Raw genomic sequence first — 18,779 nt, 5'->3', positions numbered from 1 at the left:
AGCGACTCCGGGCAGGTCACGGGTCCCGGTTAGGGATTCGAACCCCAAGCACCCCAAAAGCGCTTGTACGCCAAGACAGAAGGAACCCGAAGTTCCCGAAGTCGCATCCCGAGCCTACGAGCGCCCGGCCGGCGATGCCGGCGAATATCGGCTCAGCGGGGGAAGCCCGAGGTGTCCAGCTCGATGCCGAAGGGCTCGGGGATCGTGATCGTCTTGCCGAACGCGACATGGAGGAACTGTCGGTACTGTCCGCCGTCGGGTTCGGAGAACAAGGTCACGGATGGTCCTGTGGGATCCCAGCGGTCGATGAGTAGGTAGAGCGGAACCGGCGCTGCGGCATAGGCGTCACGTTTGGTCTCTCGATCGCGCTGCGCGTTGCCTTGCGAGGTGACCTCTGCAACCAGGAGGGCGCGGTGTGCCGGAGTCGGGGTTGCAGTGTCTTCACGAGGAATGATTGCCAGGTCCGGGATGTAGAGTCGACCGAGTGGAACGATCTCCACACCGAGATTCGTGAAAGCTCCGCAGCCTTTCGGGGCGGCTTGCCGCAACAATGCGGAGATCTCATCGACAATCAATTCGTGCCTGTGCACGGGCGGCGGCGACACCGTGATGTTCTCCCCGTCTACCTCGACGCGCCAACCTTCGGGCACGTCCAGCTCTTGCCACATGGCGACCATCTGGAGCCAGTGGGTGCCCGTCTCGATCACGGGTGCGGTCATGTCCTTCACCTCGCCCACCTCGATCCACGCTGTACAAGAGCGATACTGACGCCGCTCGGGGACCTGTTCAGGGTAATCGGGCCGCGCCACTCGAACGAGCGAACACGCCTCGAACAACTCGGGAACGCGACAGAGGCGGCCCCCCGAAGGGGACCGCCTCTGTCGTCAGGCAAGCAACCGACCGTGGTGCGTCAGGTCTGCCGATCCTCGGGGGATCAGAAGTCCATGCCGCCCATGTCCGGGGCGCCGCCGCCGGCCGGGGCCGCGTTCTTCTCCGGCTTGTCGGCGATGACGGCCTCGGTGGTCAGGAACAGCGCGGCGATCGACGCGGCGTTCTGCAGCGCGGAACGGGTGACCTTCGCCGGGTCGATGATGCCCTCGGCGATGAGGTCCACGTACTCGCCGGTCGCGGCGTTGAGGCCGTGACCCGGGGTCAGGTTGCGCACCTTCTCCACAACCACGCCGCCCTCGAGGCCGGCGTTGACCGCGATCTGCTTCAGCGGGGCCTCGACGGCCAGGCGCACGATGTTCGCGCCGGTCGCCTCGTCGCCGTCCAGCTCGAGCTTGTCGAACGCGATGGTGGACGCCTGGAGCAGGGCCACGCCACCACCGGCGACGATGCCCTCCTCGACGGCCGCCTTCGCGTTGCGCACCGCGTCCTCGATGCGGTGCTTGCGCTCCTTGAGCTCGACCTCGGTCGCGGCACCGGCCTTGATCACGGCCACGCCGCCGGCCAGCTTCGCGAGGCGCTCCTGGAGCTTCTCGCGGTCGTAGTCCGAGTCGGAGTTCTCGATCTCGGCGCGGATCTGGTTGACCCGACCCGCGACCTGGTCCGAGTCGCCGGCGCCGTCCACGATCGTGGTCTCGTCCTTGGTGACGACGACCTTGCGGGCGCGGCCGAGGAGTTCGAGACCCGCGGTGTCGAGCTTGAGGCCGACCTCCTCGGAGATGACCTGGCCACCGGTGAGGATGGCGATGTCGCCGAGCATGGCCTTGCGACGGTCGCCGAAGCCCGGCGCCTTGACCGCGACGGACTTGAAGGTGCCGCGGATCTTGTTGACGACGAGCGTGGCCAGGGCCTCGCCCTCGACGTCCTCGGAGATGATCATCAGCGGCTTGCCCGACTGCATGACCTTCTCCAGGAGCGGGAGGAGGTCCTTCACCGAGGTGATCTTCGAGTTGACGATGAGCACGTAGGCGTCTTCGAGGACGGCCTCCATGCGCTCCATGTCGGTCGCGAAGTAGGGCGAGATGTAGCCCTTGTCGAAGCGCATGCCCTCGGTGAGCTCGAGCTCGAGACCGAAGGTGTTGCTCTCCTCGACGGTGATGACACCTTCCTTGCCGACCTTGTCCATGGCCTCGGCGATCATCTCGCCGATCAGCGGGTCGGCGGCGGAGATCGAGGCGGTGGAGGCGATCTGCTCCTTCGTCTCGACGTCCTTCGCGAGCGCGAGCAGCTGCTCGGAGACGGCCTCGACGGCCTTCTCGATGCCGCGCTTCAGGGCCATCGGGTTCGCGCCGGCGGCCACGTTGCGCAGGCCCTCGCGAACGAGCGCCTGGGCGAGGACGGTCGCGGTCGTCGTACCGTCACCGGCGACGTCGTCCGTCTTCTTCGCGACCTCCTTGACCAGCTCGGCACCGATCTTCTCGTACGGGTCCTCGAGCTCGATCTCCTTGGCGATGCTCACACCATCGTTGGTGATGGTGGGCGCACCCCACTTCTTCTCGAGCACGACGTTGCGGCCCTTGGGGCCCAGCGTGACCTTGACGGCGTCGGCGAGCTGGTTCATCCCGCGCTCGAGGCCGCGGCGCGCTTCCTCGTTGAACGCGATGATCTTGGCCATGTGGTGAAGTCCTCCCAGAACGGGGGTGAGTGCCGGACCGCACTGGCGCCCGCGACGGACGACCCGACCACCGCGAGGATCCCTCCCTCACGGGTGCCGAGCCTCACCGGCCCGGTCCGTTTCTGTCACTCTCACATCCAGAGTGCTAACGCCAATGATTAGCACTCGACCATGCCGAGTGCAAGCGCAACGGCCGGTCCCGACCCGCCCGCGCACACACCCGCGCGTGTCGCACGAGAACACGTCCGGACGCACAACGACCGGGGCCCGACCCCCGCGTCGCGGGAAGGCCGGGCCCCGGTCATCGAACATGTGCGTGTGCGTGTGTCGTGCAGTCCGTGGTGTGGACCGTTTCGGGCAGAGGAGCGGATCGCCCCCTGGTTCAGAGGCTCAGGCGGTGACGCGGACCATGTCGGCCTGCGGCCCCTTCTGCCCCTGCGAGATCTCGAACTCGACTCGCTGCCCCTCCTCGAGCGTCCGGTACCCGTCCATCTGGATCGCGCTGTAGTGGACGAAAACGTCCGCACCACCGTCGACCGCGATGAAGCCGTACCCCTTCTCCGCGTTGAACCACTTGACGGCGCCCTGAGCCATTCCTAACTCCCCTGTTACTGGCCCTTTCACGGATACTGCACGCCGCAGCTCCGGGTTCGTATCCAGAAGGACCCGGCCTTCCGCTACGACCGCGGCTGAATGTATCCGGACGGATGCCCGGAGCAACAGGTCAATCGGACGAGAATTCCCGAGCGAATAAAGCTCGCATTATTCGCGAACCGACCGAAAGGCCGTATTTCAATTCATCAACAAAGCGACCTTCCACGCATAACGGATGTGATCCCGACCACGGGTTTACCGACGCGCTGCCGCCAAAGCGCGGAAATGGACCCGGTTAAACGCGTGTCACACACAAGCGCCGGGGGGAACGAAGAAATCCGCCGCGCGGTGCTCCGGCGGCGGATTTCTCGGTTCCGTTTCGTACCCGACGCGTTGAAGATCAAGACGGTCGGGCTATCGCGTCAGCAACCGCCGGCGACTGCCGGGATGATCGAAACGGTGCCCTTCTCCGGGATGGCGGTGGCGAGTCCGTCGGCGAAGCGCACGTCCTCGTCGTCGACGTAGAGATTCACAAAGCGACGCAGCTTGCCCTCGTCGTCGAGGATGCGTGCGCGAATTCCGGTGTGGTCCTTTTCCAGCGCGTCCAGGACCTCGGCGAGGGTGCCGCCCTCGACGGACACCTCGGCCGCCCCACCCGTGTAGGTGCGCAGGATCGTCGGGATGCGAACGGAGACGCTCATGCCAGGCCGGCCTTTCGGAAGGATTCCAGAGTGGGTCGAATGGTCGCGGTCGGGCCGGTGGTCGGCGTGACCGCGTCCAACGTCTTGAGGCCGTCGCCCGTGTTGAGCACGACCGTCTCGGCGTCCGGATCCAGTGCCCCGGACGCGAGCAACTTCTGCAGGCAGCCGACCGTCACCCCGCCCGCGGTCTCGCCGAAGATGCCCTCGGTACGCGCGAGCAGCTTCATTGCCTCGATCACCTCGGCGTCGGTCACGTCCTCCACCGCGCCGCCGGTGCGCTTGCACACGTCCAGCACGTAGGGACCGTCGGCGGGGTTGCCGATCGCCAGCGACTTGGCGATCGTGTCCGGGCGCACCGGACGGATCACGTCGTGCCCGGCCTTCCATGCGGCGGCCACCGGAGAGCAGCCGGTCGCCTGCGCGCCGAAGATCTTGTAGGGCGCGTCCTCGACCAGGCCGAGCGCGATCAGCTCGCGAAAGCCCTTGTCGATCTTGGTCAGCTGCGATCCGGACGCGATCGGAATGACGATCTGCTCCGGCAGTTTCCAGCCGAGCTGCTCGGCGATCTCGTAGGCCAGCGTCTTGGATCCCTCGCCGTAGTACGGCCGCAGGTTGACGTTGACGAAACCCCAGTCCTCGCCCGCCGGGTCGCCGATCAGCTCCGAGCAGAACCGGTTGACCTCGTCGTAGGTGCCTTCGATGGCGACCAGCTCGCCGCCGTACACGGCCGCCGTGACGACCTTGCCGGCCTCCAGATCGGCCGGGATGAACACACAACTGCGCAGGCCCGCCCGGGCGGCGGCGGCACCCACCGCGCCGGCCAGGTTGCCGGTGGAGGAGCAGGACAACGTGGTGAAGCCGAAGGTGCGCGCGGCCTCGACGGCGATCGCCACCACGCGGTCCTTGAAGGAGTGCGTCGGGTTGCCCGAGTCGTCCTTGACGTGCAGATTCCGGATGCCCAGCGCGCGGCCCAGGTTCTCGGCCCGGACCAGCTTGGTGCAGCCGGGGTTGAGATTGGGCCGCGACGCGACGTCGGCGGCGACCGGCAGGAGTGGTGCGTAACGCCAGATGTTCTGCGGCCCGGCCTCGATCCGCTCGCGGGTGACGGTGCCGAATTCGTAGGCGACCTCGAGCGGGCCGAAACACGACGCGCAGGCGTACTTCGGGCCCAGCGCGGTGCGTTCGCCACACTCGCGACACGAGAGCGCGACGGCCGGACCGAACGCGGGCGTGGGGGTGGCATCGGTGCCGCGGCCGGTGGTGATGGTGGCGGTGTCTGTCTGGGCTGGCGCCATGGCGAGGGCCTCTCTGTCCTCATCTTTACCCGTGGGGTCCCACGGGCCGGACTTGGCACCTGTCCGATCCGCCGGTGCTCGCTCGCGCCGAAAGCGCGTCACGAGGAATGACGATCGGATGGTTGCCGGGGCTTCAACGGGCCGTTCCCTCTGCCCCTCTGGATGAGCTGCTATGGCGGTGGACACACCCTTCGCCGGGTGGCCGGTCCGCGTTTGTCCGGCACGACGTGCGATCGTCGTATCCGGTGACGACGACTGTAACCGAACCGGTGCCGCGTCGATCATCCGGTCCACCTCGCGAGACGAGGAAGGGTGGGCCCGACCGAGGCCGGAACACCGGCGACGACAGGGGTTTTTCGAACGTGAAGCACGAGGTGGGCGCCTGGCTTCGACGACGGTCCTCCGTCGCCGCGGACTGGCCCGTCGACAAGTTGCTGGCCGCCAAGGGCGACACCCGGGTCAGTGTCGTCCTGCCCGCGCTGAACGAGGCGGCGACCGTCGGGGACATCGTCAAGGTGATCCGAACCGAGCTGATCGAACGCGCGCCGCTGGTGGACGAGCTGGTGGTGATCGACTCCGGATCCACCGACGACACCTCCCGGGTGGCCGCCCAGGCGGGCGCGCGAGTCGTGCATCGCGACGACATCCTGCCCACGCTGCCGGCCGTGCGGGGCAAGGGCGAGGTGTTGTGGCGCTCGCTGCTTGTCACCGACGGCGACCTCGTGGCGTTCGTGGACGCCGACCTGAAGGACTTCTCCGCGGACTTCGTCACCGGGATCCTCGGCCCGCTGCTGATCGACCCCTCGGTGCAGCTGGTCAAGGCGATGTACGACCGGCCGCTGGAGATCGGCGACACGATCGTGCCGGCCGGCGGCGGCCGGGTCACCGAGCTGGTCGCCCGCCCGCTGCTCAATCTGCACTGGCCCGAACTGGCCGGCTTCGTGCAACCGCTCGGCGGGGAGTACGCGGCCCGGCGCTCGTTGCTCGAACAACTGCCCTTCCCGTGCGGCTACGGCATCGAGACCGCGATGCTCGTGGACACCCTGCGGCTGGTCGGCCTGGATGCGATGGCCCAGGTGGACGTGGGCGTCCGCCGGCACAGCCACCAGGACGAGGCGGGGCTCGGCCGGATGGCGGCGGAGATACTCCAGGCCGTCGAGCGCCGACTGCGACGCGGACCCACGGGTGCTCAGCCGGTCGAGTTGAACACCGCGCTGACCCAGTTCGAACGCGACGAGGGCGGCTTCCGGCTCCGCACGCACAACGTGGCGGCCCGGGAGCGGCCCCCGATGGCGACGGTGCCGGAGTACCGGGCACGCACCCGACTGGTCGGGCGCTGACCGCCCGAGAGCGCAGTCGACGGAAGCACAACCCCACTACTCCCGGTAGTGGCCCGCACACGTGATGCTCGCCACACCTGATGAGTCGGTAGGTGCCGTCGGGCCGGGTTTGCGCACCGGGATGCGTGGCTAGGGTCGGGGCATGAGTGCTCCCCCTCCCGCCGGTGTCCTGGTCGCCTCCAACCGCGGTCCCGTGTCCTTCTCGCTGGAGGACGACGGCACCCTGTCGGTGAGTCGCGGCGGCGGCGGACTGGTCTCCGGACTGTCCACCGCCGGGCAGGGGACCGGCGCGGTGTGGGTGTGCTCGGCGCTCGGCGAGGCCGACCGCACCGCGACCCGCGCGGCGCCCTCGGGCCGGCTGGATCTCGCCGGTCACGACACCGGCGGCCTCGCCGTCCGGATGCTCGACATCGACCCGGGCACCTTCGCGCGGGCCTACAACGCCATAGCGAACTCGACCCTGTGGTTCGTCCACCACCTGCTCTACGACACCCCCTCCAAGCCGGTCTTCGACGCGCGCTTTCGCAAGGAGTGGGCCTCGTACGAGGCGTACAACGAGGCGTTCGCGGCAGCGCTCGCCGAGGAGGCGGCCGAGGGGGCGAAGGTGGTCGTGCAGGACTACCACCTGACCCTGGTGCCGGTGCTGCTCCGCCGGCTGCGCCCGGATCTGCGGATCGGTCACTTCTCGCACACCCCGTGGGCACCGCCGGACTACTTCCGGCTGCTGCCCGACGACATCGCCCGCTTCGTCCTGGAAGGCATCCTCGGCGCCGACCACGCGGGCTTCCTGACCCGGCGCTGGGCGCTGGCCTTCCTGGACTGTTGCGCGGACGTGCTGGGCGCGGCGGTGGACCGGGACACGATGACCGTCACGCACGCCGGCCGGGTCACCGAGATCGGTGTGCACGGTCTGGGTGCGGACGGCGACTTCCTGCGCGAGCGCGCCTCCCGCGCCGATGTGGACACCCGCCTGGCCGGGCTGCGCGAGGCGGTGGGCGCGTGCAAGGTGATCGTCCGGGTGGACCGTACGGAGTTGTCCAAGAACATCGTCCGCGGCCTGCTGGCCTACCGTGAACTGCTGCGCACCCGGCCGGAATGGCTCGGTCGGGTGGTGCACGTGGCATTCGCGTATCCGTCGCGGCACGACCTGCCGGAGTATCGCGAGTACACCGCCGCGGTACAGCGGGTGGCCAAGGAGATCGACGACGAGTTCGGCACCGGCGACTGGCAGCCGCTGATCCTGCACGTCAACGACGACTTCCCGCGCTCGCTCGCGGCGTATCGACTGGCCGACGTGGCGCTGGTGAACCCGATTCGGGACGGGATGAACCTGGTCGCCAAGGAGGTGCCGGTGGTCTCGCTCCTGGACGAGGCGCACGGGGGGTGCGCGCTGGTGCTCTCGCGCGAGGCGGGCGCGTTCGAGGAGTTGGGCGAGGACTCGATCGTGGTCAACCCGTTCGACGTGTCGCAGACCACCGAGGCGCTGCACGCGGCGCTGACGCTGGACCCCGACGAACGACTGCGCCGGACCAGGCGACTGGCCGCGGCGGCGGTCGCGCTGAACCCGCAACAGTGGTTCCTGGAGCAGCTGGACGCGCTGGGGAAGTAGCCGCCCGGGGCCGTCCCCCGAAGCCGAGGGAACCGGCGTTCAGGGGACGGGAGTTGCTCGGGCTGCTGCCGGCGGGGTGGTTCGGCGGTGGCGGTTCCGGTGGCGATCAGGGCGGGGCCGCCGACGGTGCGTCTGCCTGATCGGCGTGCGGGGGACGGGAGTTGCTCAGGCGGTGGGCGGCGGGGTGGTTCGGCGGCGGCGGGTGGTGACCACCGCCGCGGTGCCGGCGGCTACCAGGGCGAGGCCGATGGTGCCGGCGGTGGCCAGGCCGGCCGGGCCGGTGAGGGGCAGGCTGCCGCCGCCGGACTTGCCGGCGCCGGCGGTGCCGCCCGGGTCGCCGGTGCTGCCGCCCGCGCCGCCGCTGGTGGCCGAACCGGTGCTTGCCGAACCGGTGTTGCCGGTGGTCGAGCCGCCGGAGGTGGTCGCGCCGGAGGCACCCGCGGTCGTGGCGCCGCCCTTGAAGGTGACCTTGGTGAAGGCGTCCTGGCTGCGGTCGGGCGAGCCGTGCGCGGCCATGGTCAGGACGTAGCACTCGACCCTTCGGCAGTCGACCTCCTTGCCCGCGCCGTTCGTGTACGTCGCCTTGACGTCGGTGAGCGTCACCGAGAAGGTGCCGTCCGGGTTGATCCCGTCCGCGCCGTACGCCTTGAACCACTTCGACGCGCCGTAATTGCCCGCGTTGGTGGTCCAGTCGGCCTCCTTGGGGCCGAACACCACGTAGATCCCGTTGCCGCTGCCGGCCGCGTAGCCGCTGCCCTTGACGGTGACCGACGCGCCCGCCGGGTCCAGGTCGGTGCTCGGCGTGACGGTCAGCCGGGCGCCGCCGGTCGCGGCCTTTGGTGCGGCCTGCGCGGCCGGCAGGGGCGCGGCCTGCGCCGCCTGGGCCGCCGGTGGAGCGGCGCGCAGCGAGCGCGGTGCCGCGCCGTTGCCCGGCGCCGGTGCGGCGAAGGCCACCGGGACCTTGGCCGTCGGCCCGCCCTCGGCACCGACTCGGACCTCGAACGCCCGGGCGTCCGGGGCGAATCCGGTGCCCACCCGAAGCGACGTGGCGACGACGCCCCGACCGTCGGCGGCGAGCGCACGGCTGCCCGCGCGGTCGGCGGTGTCGCCGGCGTACAGCGCCACGGTGACCCGCGCGCCGGGGGCGAAGCCGCGGCCGACGATGGTGATCTCGTCGCCGGCCGGCGCCAGTTCGGTACCGCGCGACGCGGTCGCGGTGGGTCCGGCCGGGGTCTCGGCGCGGGTGTCGGGGGAGGTGTCGGCGGGCGCGGCGGAGGCACCGGTGGTGGTGCCGAGCAGGCTCGCGGCGGCCAGGCCGAGCACGGCGGCCGAACCGGCGGCGCGCCGGACGCGATGCGAGGTGTACATGTCAGCTCCTGGAGAGGTCGGGGCGGCGACGCGACGGCGAGTGGTCAGCCGGTCGGGTCGACGCCGACTGTTTCGGTGGGGGAGTCGGCGACTTCGGTGCCGGCGGCGGTGCTTCGGCGACGTCGGACCACCTTCACGAGGTAGGCGATCAGCGTGCCGAGCAGCAGCGTGAGTGCGCCGAGGAGCACCCACGGCGGCGCCCAGACGCCGGTCGACTTCGCGGTGACGATGGCCGGATTGCCGGTGACCTCGACATCGGCGGTGAGCCGGCCGGCCGGGAAGACGCCGGCGAAGTGCTGGACCACGTCGTGGGTCGCGCCCGGCAACAGTTCGGGCAGGGTGACCCGGGCGGGGCCGCCCAGGCGCCAGCCGCCGAGACCGGAGACGGTGGTCTCGGCGGCGGCCGTGGTGCGTACGTTGCCGGTGTTGCGTACCCGGTAGCAGACGACCGCCTCGGCGCCCCCGAACATCGCGATCGGGTTGTCGTACGAAAGCCGCAACTCCTCGATCGCCAGGCGGGGTACGGCAGGACCGGCCACGCGCAGGTAGATCCGCGCGCCCACGCGCCGATCGACGTCGAACCGCTGCTGCCCGGGACCGGTCGCCTCCGCCTTGATCGACGCGACGATCGCGCCGGTGTGGTCGCCGGGGCTCGCCTCCGCCGGGACGGTCAGCCGGAACGGGATGTCCGCGCGTTTCCCCGGCGCGATCGTGTACGACTCGGTGTCGAAGCCGATCCACGCGCCGACGTCCCTGGGTTGCTCGGCAGCGGTGCGCAGGGTCATCCCGCCGTCGGCGGCGAGGACGGCGTCGGTGGCGTAGACGCGCAGGGTCAGCGGGCGGTCGCCGAAGTTGGACACGCCGACCACGTCGACCAGGGTCTGCCCCGGCGCGGCGGTCAGCACGAAGTGGTCGCGCCCGCCCGCCGGTTGTACACCCCAGGTGAACTCGTCGGCGGCCCGAGCGGGCGCGGCGAGCGCGACGAGGGGCAGGGTGATGGCGAACAGGACAGCCGACAATCGAGCAACGGCGGCACGCATGCGGGGTACTCCGGGGGAAAGTGGGCGGGGCGGACGAGCCGTTGCCGACTCGTCCGCCCCCGTGGTGATGCCGTGTCAGATCAGCGTGAGGGTCAGCGTGCCGGTGTAGGTGCCGGGCACGGTGATGCCGGGGACGCCGAGCTTGAGGTCGCCGCCGCACTCGAACGAGCCGGCACTGGCGCCGGCCGCCGACGAGCACAACGTGCGCGGGCGGCCCAGGCCGGCGCCGGGGTCGGCCTTGCCGCCGGCGCTCACCTGCGGCGCGGTGCCGCCGGTGGGCAGTGTGCCGGTGACCGACTTGGCGGTGGGCGTCCAGCCGAGGTTGTCGCCGACGATCCGGCCGCCGGCTGCGGTCAGGTCACTGGCCTGACCGGTGAGCGTCCAGCCGGCGTTGGTGCCGCGCGCGTCGGAGACGGTGAGCGGGTTGAGCGCGCCGCCGGTGAAGGCGTCCTTGCCGTTGAGGGTCACCCCGGGGAGCGCGACGTCGGTGCCGCCGACGCCCAGGGTCAGCGGGCCGCCCTGCACGTCGGTGGTGATCACCTGGTAGCCCGTACCGGGACCCGGCGGGACGGTCGGGGCCTTGAACGCGACCGGGACGAAGGTGTCCTGGCTGCGGTCCGGCGAGCCGTGCGCGGCGAAGGCGACCACATGGCAGGTGCCGATGGCGCAGTCGAATTCGACGCCGTCCTTGTTCTTGTACTTGGCCTTCATGCCGTCCAGGGTCAGCGTGAAGCTGCCGTCGGCGTTGAGCTTGGCCTGGCCCGGCGAGGGGGCCGGGTTGGTGCGTACCCACTTGGTCGCCTGGTACGGCGCGGGGTTGGTGTTCCAGTCGGCGTTCTTGGGGCCGAACGCGACGTAGATCCCGTTGCCGCCGTCGCGGGCCGCGTCGAAGCCCGTGCCGGTGACGGTGAACGTCTGGCCGGCGGGGTCGGCGCCGGCGGCCGGGGTCACCGCGAGCTTCGGCGTGGACACCGGCGGTGTGGCGCTCTTGAACTTGACCGGGGTGAAGGTGTCCTGGCTGCGGTCGGTGAGGCTGGCGCCGTGCGCGGCGAAGGTGACGACGCGGCACTCCTGCTTGAGGCAGTCGACCTCCTTGCCGTTGCCGTCGGTGTACTTGGCCTTGACGTCGAGGGTCGTGCTGAACGCGCCGTCGGCGTTCATCTTGCTGCCGGCGATCCAGGCCTGGGCGCTGTAGGCGGCGGCGTTGGTGTAGTAGTCGTCGATCTTCGGGCCGAACAGCACGTAGACCCCGTTGCCGGAGTTGCGCACCTTGTCGAAACCCGTGCCGTTGACGGTGATCGTCGCGCCGTCGGGGTTGACGTCGACGCTGGGCGACACGCTCACGGACGGGGTCGTGGCGGCCTGCGCGGGGGCGGCGGCCAGGCTCGTGCCGGCCAGCGCCAGGGCGGCCGTCGTGCCTATCGCACCGAAGCGGATCAAGCGGCTCGCGGCCTTGGGCCGCGTTCCGTTCGTCATCCTTGGCTCCTCCATCTGGCAGTGTGCACAGGGCGGCGCCCGGACCTATTAGCGGTAGGTCCGGGCGCCGTCCGACGCAGAGGAGGTAAGGCTAACCTAATTAATGGGATCGTAAAGTGGCGGCGCCCCACTCCCGGCGCGGAGTGCGTCACACCGGGGCGGGGTCGGAGGCGGCCGGAACGGCCCGGCCTACGCGCTGAGCTGACGCCGATTCAGCCGCCACAGCAGGTACAACGACGCGGCGATCGCGGCCACCCGGATCATCCCGGGCAGCAGGTCGCCGAACCGATGCCACGCCTCGTCGCGGGTCAGCCTGCTGCCCAGGTGCCCGGTGGCGCGCAGCCACATCCCGACGGCGAAGACCAGGGCGGTGGTGCCGGGAAGGTAGAACGCGGCGAGCCGGCGCTCCTTGAGCGACCACGCGCCGGCGGTGAAGACGACCAGGTAGCCGAGCAGCACCAGCACGGTCGAGGCGAAGATCGCGCCGACCGCCATCAACGCGATGGCGAACACCTCGCGGATCTGGGTACGGAGCGAGCCGGGGCCGAACAGGCCCATGACCGGCGTGGGTTCGGTCAGCGACTCGTCGTCGTCCCAGGTCGCCGAGGTGTCCGAGACCACGCCGATCGGATAGGCGGGCGCGTGCAGCGAACCGTCACCGTAGACGTCGGGCCCGGGTCGCTCGGGCAGATCCCCCTCCGGCGGGGTGCGCCACCACAGCGGCTCCTCCTTGGCGTCCGCGGGTGCCGCCGGCTTGGTCGCGGTGGAGGCGCCGGTGCCGGTGGCGGCGCCGGCGGCGGTCTCGGCGAGCGTGGGCGGCGGTGCGGCCTCGGGGGAGACCCGGGGCGGCGGCGGGGCGGCCGGTTGCGGTCGGGACGGGTCCTTCACGGCCGGAATCGGCGTCGAGTCCGCCCGAAACCCCATCTGCCGGGCCACGGTGGCATGTCGCGACCCGCGCATCGACATCGCGCCCGCGCCGTCGTCGGCGCCGCTGTCCCGCAGATCGCCGAGCCGGTAAAGCTCATGCCCCACCACCGACTCGGGACTGCCCAGCCGCTCCAGGATGCCCTGCACGGTGCCGGGGGTGTGCGCGTTCAACCGCTCGCGCTCGCTGTTGATCTGACTGCGCAACCGCTCCACGAGCCGAGCCCGATCGGCGGGCCGAAGCCGGCGCTGGGCGGCGTCCCCGACCTCGCCCAGGTACTGGAGAACCAGATGATCACTCTCGAAGTTCACGCCCCCACCTCACCCCCACCGAGGAACCACGAAGCCCCACGTCGCCAAACCGACAACTCAGCCTAGGGGCGCGGAGGAACCGGAGCGAGGGGTTGCCGGAAATGGGGTGGGTCGGGACGGCGGTCGGGCGAGGAGGCGGGGCCCGGGCGGAGGAAGAGGGCGGGCGCGGGTCGAGACGGGAGCGGTGCGGGGTGGCGGGGGTCGTGGACGCGGTGAGTGGAGACGCCGGAGTGGGGATGCCGGAGTCGGGACGCCGGAGTGGGGACGCCGGAGTGGGGACGCCAACCGTGCCGGGAGGCGCGGGCCGCGAGCGCAGCGAAGCGAGTTGGGCCGTGGTCCCGATCCTGCCCGGCTCGCCCACATCGCCCGCCTTGCGGCGCGGGCCTTGCGGCGCGGCTGCGCACGCGACTTCGGCCCCGCCGCCTCGGCCGCAACCCCGACCTCGGCCTGCCCCGCTCGCGGCTCTCGCCGCTCGCCGCGCTCGCGCTCCGCCCTCGCACGGTTTCCGTCGCGACCCGGGCCCACCTCTGCTTCCGGCCACGACCCGCGCCGCCTCGGCACGGCTTTCGTCGCGACTCCGGCGATCTCTACCTCTGCCCACGATCCCGTGCCGCTCCCGACCCGACTTCGGCCTGCCCCGCTCGCGGCTCTCGCCACTCGCCGCGCTCGGGCTCCGCCCTCGCACGGTTTCCGTCGCGACCCGGGCCCACCTCTGCTTCCGCCTCCGGCCCGCGCCGCCCGGGCACGGCTTTGTCCCGACTCCGGCGATCTCTACCTCCGCCCTCGATCCCGTGCCGCTCCCGTCTCGGCATCGGCTCGCCCCGCTCGCGGCTCTCGCCGCTCGCCGCGCTCGGGCTCCGCCCTCGCACGGTTTCCGTCGCGACCCGGGCCCACCTCTGCTTCCGGCCATGACCCGCGCCGCCCGGGCACGGCTTTCGTCGCGACTCCGGCGACCTCTACCTCTGCCCACGATCCCGTGCCGCTCCCGACCCGACTTCGGCCCGCCCCGCTCGCGGCTCTCGCCGCTCGGCTCGGGCGGGATTCGTGCCGGCCGGTCGGTCGAAATGTGCCATCTCGGGAGTCGGCGGCGAAGCCGTGCAAAAGGCGGGACCCGTGATCGTTCTTCCCTGGACCGTCTAACGTTGATGGGATGACCACAGCTGCGTCGCCCATTCGAGCCGAGGCGGATCGGCCTGCCGAGTCCGGGCCCCGGACGCTTGCCGAGGATCTGCGTGGGCGGACCGACGCGGGACTCGCCGCGTTGCTGCGGGCTCGGCCGGACCTGACCACGCCGGTCCCGGTGGACCTGACCCAGTTGGCCACCCGGGCCACCACGCGCGCGTCGATCGCCCGGGCCCTGGAGCGCCTGGACCGGTTCACCCTCCAAGTCGTGGACGCCGCCGTGGTGTTGCCCGACGGGTTCGCCGCGAAGCGGTTGCACGCGCTGATCGGCACGGACCCCGAGGCGGTCGCGCGAGCCGTGGCCGAGCTGCGCGAGCAGGCCCTGCTGTGGGGCCCGGACGACACGCTGCGCGTGGTGCGTACCGTGCGCGACCTGGTCGGCGCGAGTCCGGCCGGGCTCGGCCCGACGCTGGCCGGCGCACTGGCCGCGACCGCACCGTCCCGGCTGCAGGACGTGCTCGCCGACCTCGGCCTCGGCTCCACGCACGACGCCGTCTCCGCGATCGCCGCGATCACCGCGCTGTGCACCGACCCGGACCGCCTGGACGCGCTGCTCGACCAGGCCCCGGACGCGGCCCGCGAGGTGCTGGACAAGCTGGTCTGGGGGCCGCCCACGGGCAGCGTGCGCGGCGCCGACCGGCCGGTGCGCGCGGACGCGGCCCGAACACCCGTGGAGTGGCTGCTCGCCCGCGCGCTCCTGGTACCGGCCGGCCCGGACGCGGTGGTGCTGCCCCGCGAGGTCGCGCTGCACCTGCGCGGCGGCCGGGTACACCGCGCCCTGGAACCCGCGCCGCCCGAGCTGCCGACCCGCGCGCACGATCCACAGGCTGTGGACAACCTGGCGGCCGGCTCCGCGTTCACCGCCGTACGTCGGGTCGAGGACCTGCTCGAGGCGTGGAGCGCGGGCGGCCCGTCCGTACTGCGCGCCGGCGGCCTGGGGATGCGCGAGTTCAAGCGCGTCGCCGGACAACTGGATGTGCCCGAGGCCGAGGTCGCATTGTGGCTGGAACTGGCCTACGCGATGGGCCTGGTGGCCGGTGACGGCGAACCGGACGAGCAGTGGTTGCCCACCCCCGCCTACGACACCTGGCGCCGCACCCCGGTCGGCACCCGCTGGGCCGCGCTGGCCGGCACCTGGCTGGAGACCACCCGGGTGCCCGCCCTGGTCGGCACACGCGACGACAAGGACCGGCCGATCGGCGCGCTCGGCACCCAGGTGGACCGGATCGCCGCCCCCGAGGTGCGCCGCCGGATCCTGAGCACGCTCGCCGCGCTGCCCCCCGGCTCGGCCACCGACGCCGACTCGCTGCTCGCCCGGCTGACCTGGCATCAACCGATCCGCGCCGCGCGCCTGCCCGAGGTGTTGTTCCGGGCCATGCTGGTCGAGGCCGAACTGCTCGGCATCACCGGCCGCGGCGCGCTCGCCGGATACGCCCGCACCCTCGCCGACGGCCGGATCTACGAGGCGGGCGACGCGCTCACCCCGCTGCTCCCGGAGCCGCTCGACCACGTCTTCCTCCAAGCCGACCTGACCGCCGTGGCCCCGGGCCCGCTGGTCCTGGACCTCGCCCACGAACTGCACCTGGCCGCCGACGTCGAGTCCACCGGCGGGGCCACCGTGTACCGCTTCACCGAGGAGTCGGTCCGCCGCGCCCTGGACGCCGGCCGCACCGCCGGCGACCTGCACCACCTGCTCGCCACCCACTCGCGCACCCCGGTACCGCAACCGCTGACCTACCTCGTCGACGACGTCGCCCGCCGCCACGGCCGGATCCGGGTCGGCACCGCGGCGGCCTTCCTGCGCTGCGACGACGACGCGCTGCTCGGCGAACTGCTCGCCGATCGCCGCGCCGCGGGCCTGCGACTGCGCCGCCTGGCGCCGACCGTGCTGGCCGCCGAGTCCGCGCCCGACGGCGTACTGGAGAAGCTGCGCGCGATGGGCTTCGCCCCGGTCGCCGAATCCGCCACCGGCGACCTCGTGCTGACCCGCCCCGACACCAGACGCACCCCGCCGCGCTCGGCGCCGCCCCGAGTCGCCGGCGAGCCGGCGGCCCCGAGCGAGGCGCTGCTCGGCGCCGCCGTCACCGCGATCCGCGCGGGCGACTCGGCCGCCACCGGCCGGGCCGACGACGGCACGGACCGCGACGGCGAACCGATCGAACTGCCGCGCACCTCGGCCGCCGAGACCCTCCTCGCCCTCCAGGCCGCGAACGCCGAACGCCGCGCGGTATGGATCGGCCACGTCACCCGCGAGGGCCGGGCCACCCAGCACATCGTGATCCCGCTACGCCTGGAGGGCGGCTACGTCACCGCCCACGAACAGGGCACCGGCGAAATCCACACCTACCCCCTGCACCGCATCACGGGGGTCGCCGACCTGGGCTGATCCCGCCGCCACCGGAGCACGGCTCACATCTCCCGCCGCCCGATCCGCCACACCGCCAACCACACACACAGCGCGGAGAGCAACACGGCCACCGCCAGGTTGCCGTTGTACTCGCTCGGGGTGTGCCCGCGCAGCAACTGGATCGGCGCACCCATCAATTCGGTCGGCAACCACGTCCGCAGCGGCCGCCACAGCGCCGCCAACGGCATCACGATGATCGTCACCAGACTCACCCCGAAGATCGCCACCGGGCGGCGCAGGAACGCGGCCATCCCGGCGACCAGGCTCACCTCCAGGACCGAGCCCGCCAGGCCGTAGAACATCCCGTAGAGCACCGTCCGCGCGGGCATCGCGCCGAACATCCAGTGCACCTGCGCCCAGGCGATCAGCGTGCCGAGCACATACGCGATCGCCAGCGCCGTCGTGGTCACCGTGTACCGCGGCAACACCAGATCGCGCGGGCGGCGCAGCCGGGTGCGGTGGAACGCGGCCAGGCCGGGTCTGTGGTCGACCGCCAGCGCGCTGGACATCAGCGCGATGCCGACCAGGATGCCGACCTCGCCGGCGCAGTACGAGTACACCGCCATCCCGTTGTCGGCCCGCATCCCGGTCGACGGCGTCACCGCGTCGATGTGCAGCGCATCCAGGATCCGGTCACGATGTTTGGCGAACACCGGGCCGATCAGCCCCACGCCCGGATAGGCCACCAGCAGCAACAACCAGCGCCGGGTCCGCACCAGGCGCAACAACTCGAGCCGCCACAACCCCAATGGGCGCGGCCCACGCGGGATCCGGCCGACCGTGGCCACCACCGAAGGTGCGGCGGGCGCCGTCGACGCGGGTGCGGGCACGGTCCCCGGCCGGGTCATCGCGGCCCTCCCGTGATCGACAGGAATGCCGCCTCCAGGTCGGACTCCTCGGGCGCCACCGACACCACGCGCGCCGAACTGCGACTGAGCACCTCGGCCAGATGCCGCTCGCCCGCCTCCAGCGAACGTGCCTCCACCCGGAACAGCCCCGGCCGCAGCGAGGAAACCCGCGCCACCCAACTCTCCGCGGCGAACGCGCGCAACAGATCGCCACCCGCGCCGCGCACCCGCACCAGCCAACTCGGCCGCATGTGCGTGTCCACCAGCTCGGCGGTCGAGCCCTGGTAGAGCAGTCGGCCGGCGCGCATCACGCCCACGTGATCACACACCCGCTGTACGTCGGCCAGGATGTGGCTGGAGAAGACCACCGTGGTGTGCTCGCGCAGGCTCGCCACCAGGTCGAGTACATCGGCCCGACCGCGCGGATCCAGCGCCGAGGTCGGCTCGTCCAGGATCAGCAGTTGCGGGTCGGCGACCAGAGCCGCGGCCAGACCCAGGCGCAGCGTCATGCCGCGCGAGAGCGAACCGGCCTTGCGGTCGCTGCACCCGGACAGCCCGGTGCGATGCAGTGCGACCTTGACCTTCTCCCGGGGCAGCCGGCGATCGATGAGATTTCCGGCCAGCTCCACCACCTCGGACGCGGTCAGCCACGGCTCGAATTCCGGCACGTCGGTGGACACCGCGACGCAGCGCCGATCGACGCCGAGGACCACCTCGCCCGAGTCCGCGCGCCGGGTGCCGCCGATGATCGACAACAGCGTGGTCTTGCCCGCGCCGTTGGGTCCCACCAGGCCGTACACGCTGTGCCGGGCCACCGTCAGGTCGATGCCGAAGATGCCGGTACCGCCCCCGTAGTCCCGGGTCAGGGCGCGCGTGAGCACGGCGGGACCAGTCGGATCGCCGGTGTGCTCGGGGGTCTCGACGGCGGTGCGATCGGGACGGGGGACCCGATCGTCGGAGGCCGACGACGTTGGTTGCGCCATCAAGTATCCAGGGTAGGTAGGCCGGCCGGTTTGTGTGTTCCTCCGTAAGGATGGGTCTCGCGCTCCTCCCTGGGCAGTAGGGTCCATAGCCGCTGCTCCCGGGGAGGACAACCGGTTATCGGAACACGGTCGCCGTG

14 protein-coding genes and 1 riboswitch are annotated in these 18,779 nt (G+C 71.6%); of the genes, 3 read left to right on the top strand and 11 right to left on the bottom strand.

The window, feature by feature from the left end; all coding sequences use genetic code 11:
- Positions 1-152: 152 nt before the first annotated feature.
- The 5 genes from ABIA38_RS39110 to thrC form a co-directional block, all read right to left on the bottom strand.
- A complete protein-coding gene (locus tag ABIA38_RS39110) occupies positions 153-719 on the bottom strand; it encodes a Uma2 family endonuclease (RefSeq protein WP_424643767.1) in 567 nt (188 codons plus the stop codon).
- Between the two features lie 215 nt (positions 720-934).
- A complete protein-coding gene (gene groL / locus ABIA38_RS39105) occupies positions 935-2,563 on the bottom strand; it encodes a chaperonin GroEL (RefSeq protein WP_391586585.1) in 1,629 nt (542 codons plus the stop codon).
- 390 nt (positions 2,564-2,953) lie between these two features.
- Entirely contained in the window at positions 2,954-3,157 is a 204-nt protein-coding gene (locus ABIA38_RS39100) for a cold-shock protein (RefSeq protein WP_020557826.1), read from the bottom strand.
- A 422-nt stretch (positions 3,158-3,579) separates the two neighbouring features.
- A complete protein-coding gene (locus tag ABIA38_RS39095) occupies positions 3,580-3,858 on the bottom strand; it encodes a ubiquitin-like small modifier protein 1 (RefSeq protein WP_424643720.1) in 279 nt (92 codons plus the stop codon).
- Positions 3,855-5,153 carry a threonine synthase gene (gene thrC / locus ABIA38_RS39090; protein WP_424643719.1) on the bottom strand — a complete coding sequence of 433 codons (1,299 nt, stop codon included), beginning with the start codon at positions 5,151-5,153 and terminating at the stop codon, positions 3,855-3,857. Before thrC ends, ABIA38_RS39095 begins: the two co-directional genes overlap by 4 nt.
- A gap of 16 nt (positions 5,154-5,169) precedes the next feature.
- Positions 5,170-5,322, bottom strand: a riboswitch (SAM riboswitch).
- A 193-nt stretch (positions 5,323-5,515) separates the two neighbouring features.
- Between thrC and ABIA38_RS39085 the strand changes: the two genes are divergently transcribed.
- Positions 5,516-6,493 (top strand): glucosyl-3-phosphoglycerate synthase, encoded by a 978-nt coding sequence (locus tag ABIA38_RS39085; protein ID WP_424643718.1) that lies wholly within the window; start codon positions 5,516-5,518, stop codon positions 6,491-6,493.
- 142 nt (positions 6,494-6,635) lie between these two features.
- Positions 6,636-8,102 (top strand): alpha,alpha-trehalose-phosphate synthase (UDP-forming), encoded by a 1,467-nt coding sequence (locus tag ABIA38_RS39080; RefSeq protein ID WP_424643717.1) that lies wholly within the window; start codon positions 6,636-6,638, stop codon positions 8,100-8,102.
- A gap of 165 nt (positions 8,103-8,267) precedes the next feature.
- On the opposite strand, the gene ABIA38_RS39075 is transcribed toward ABIA38_RS39080, so the two are convergent.
- The 4 genes from ABIA38_RS39075 to ABIA38_RS39060 all read right to left on the bottom strand — a co-directional run bounded on the left by ABIA38_RS39075 (position 8,268) and on the right by ABIA38_RS39060 (position 13,222).
- Positions 8,268-9,470 (bottom strand): hypothetical protein, encoded by a 1,203-nt coding sequence (locus ABIA38_RS39075; protein ID WP_424643716.1) that lies wholly within the window; start codon positions 9,468-9,470, stop codon positions 8,268-8,270.
- 44 nt (positions 9,471-9,514) lie between these two features.
- A complete protein-coding gene (locus ABIA38_RS39070) occupies positions 9,515-10,510 on the bottom strand; it encodes a WxL protein peptidoglycan domain-containing protein (RefSeq protein WP_424643715.1) in 996 nt (331 codons plus the stop codon).
- Between the two features lie 75 nt (positions 10,511-10,585).
- Positions 10,586-11,986 (bottom strand): hypothetical protein, encoded by a 1,401-nt coding sequence (locus tag ABIA38_RS39065; protein WP_424643714.1) that lies wholly within the window; start codon positions 11,984-11,986, stop codon positions 10,586-10,588.
- Positions 11,987-12,175: 189 nt separating this feature from the next.
- The gene (locus ABIA38_RS39060) at positions 12,176-13,222 is read right to left on the bottom strand and encodes a hypothetical protein (RefSeq protein ID WP_424643713.1); all 1,047 of its coding nucleotides are present in this window, start codon (positions 13,220-13,222) and stop codon (positions 12,176-12,178) included.
- A 1,150-nt stretch (positions 13,223-14,372) separates the two neighbouring features.
- Here ABIA38_RS39060 and ABIA38_RS39055 point away from each other — a divergent pair.
- A complete protein-coding gene (locus tag ABIA38_RS39055) occupies positions 14,373-16,790 on the top strand; it encodes a helicase-associated domain-containing protein (RefSeq protein ID WP_424643712.1) in 2,418 nt (805 codons plus the stop codon).
- A gap of 23 nt (positions 16,791-16,813) precedes the next feature.
- Here the strand turns inward: ABIA38_RS39055 and ABIA38_RS39050 are convergent, their stop codons facing one another.
- Together ABIA38_RS39050 and ABIA38_RS39045 are read right to left on the bottom strand one after the other, a co-directional pair.
- Positions 16,814-17,659 carry a hypothetical protein gene (locus ABIA38_RS39050; protein WP_424643711.1) on the bottom strand — a complete coding sequence of 282 codons (846 nt, stop codon included), beginning with the start codon at positions 17,657-17,659 and terminating at the stop codon, positions 16,814-16,816.
- Positions 17,656-18,642 (bottom strand): ABC transporter ATP-binding protein, encoded by a 987-nt coding sequence (locus ABIA38_RS39045; RefSeq protein ID WP_424643710.1) that lies wholly within the window; start codon positions 18,640-18,642, stop codon positions 17,656-17,658. Before ABIA38_RS39045 ends, ABIA38_RS39050 begins: the two co-directional genes overlap by 4 nt.
- Positions 18,643-18,779 lie beyond the last annotated feature (137 nt).

The sequence above is a fragment of the Embleya sp. AB8 genome, from assembly GCF_049739465.1.
Lineage (GTDB): Bacteria > Actinomycetota > Actinomycetes > Streptomycetales > Streptomycetaceae > Embleya.
This window is presented reverse-complemented; position numbering and strand designations above follow the sequence as displayed.